Genomic DNA, 1475 nt, shown 5'->3' on the forward strand with positions numbered 1-1475 from the left:
GTTTGAATGTGACTATACAGTTGATTTCTTAAAAAATGCGATACTAGATGTAGTAAAAGCTAATAATTTTTTAGAAGATATTGCTATCCGTCAAACTGTTTTTGTTGATGGATTTGGTAACTGGGCTGCTACTGGTCCTGTAGATATGTTCATCGCACCTATAGCTAAAGGTCGACAATTAATAGATAAAGATGGTATCAGTTGCTGTATTAGTTCCTGGGAAAGAATTAGTGATAAATGTCTTCCACCAAAAATTAAGATGGGAGCTAATTACATGAATAGCCGATTGGGACAAATGGAAGCGCATCGTAATGGTTATGACAGTACTATTTTTTTAAATAATGCAGGTAAAGTATCAGAGGGGCCTGGAGCTTGCTTGTTTATAGTTCGTGACGGAAAACTAATAACACCTACAATTACTTCTTCTATTCTAGAGAGTATCACTCGAACTACTGTTATAGATATTGCAAGAAATAATTTGAATTTAGTAGTTGAAGAACGTGAGATAGACCGTACTGAATTATACATTGCAGATGAGGTGTTTATGTGTGGTTCTGCAGTTGAAATATTACCGGTTTTATCTGTAGATAAAATGCCTGTTGGATCTGGAAAAAAAGGTCTTATTACACAAAATATTGAGCAGTGTTATTTTGATATATTGCGTAGAGATATTATTGTTAATGATTCTTGGTTAACACCTGTTTACTGAGGATTTAATAATGAAAACGATGATATTAGATAATAATCTAGATAATATTAAAATATACGATAGTGCTGGTGTTGATCGTATTTTTATAGATCTTGAAATATTAGGTAAAGTCGCAAGGCAAGGGCATTTAGATACTGTTATAAGCGATCATTCTATCGATGATATTTATGCTGTTAAATCTATTATAAATAACTCATCTCTGTTAGTTAGAGTTAATCCAATTAACTCTAACAGTCAGCAGGAAATTGAGAGTGTCATTGAAGCTGGAGCCGATATAATTATGCTCCCAATGTTTAAAACGGCAGGTGAAGTTCAAAGTTTTATCGATTATATCGATGGTCGTGCACGCACTTGTTTATTGATTGAAACTTCAGAAGCTTTAGCCCGTATTGATGATATTTTAGAAGTGCCAGGCATAGATGAAGTTCATATCGGTTTAAATGATTTGCACCTTTCTCTAGGTTTATCTTTTATGTTTGAGCTACTGAGTGGTTCTTTAGTCGAATATTTGATTGAGAAGCTGAGATTAAAAGGTATACCTTACGGGGTAGGGGGAATATCTACGATTGGAACAGGAACATTAAGTGCTGATGTAATTTTGAAAGAGCATGTAAGACTGGGTTCAACTCAAGTTATTTTATCTCGTGCTTTTAAAAATCACTGTAAGAGTTTAAGTAGCTTTAATAATGAATTGAATATGCTACAGAAGTCACACTCTGAGGCTCTTCAACTATCTCATGCAGAATTACTTGAGAATAAACTTAAA

2 protein-coding genes are annotated in these 1475 nt (G+C 33.7%); both read left to right on the top strand.

Going from position 1 to position 1475, the window contains the following annotated elements:
• Positions 1 to 709 (top strand): aminotransferase class IV (locus E5A76_RS13795; RefSeq protein WP_161119269.1); only part of this gene is annotated, 709 nt, incomplete at its 5' end.
• 10 nt (positions 710 to 719) lie between these two features.
• On the top strand, positions 720 to 1475 hold a 756-nt coding region (locus E5A76_RS13800), incomplete at its 3' end, for an aldolase/citrate lyase family protein (RefSeq protein WP_161119270.1).

The organism is Photobacterium lucens, assembly GCF_009873615.1.
GTDB lineage: Bacteria > Pseudomonadota > Gammaproteobacteria > Enterobacterales > Vibrionaceae > Photobacterium > Photobacterium lucens.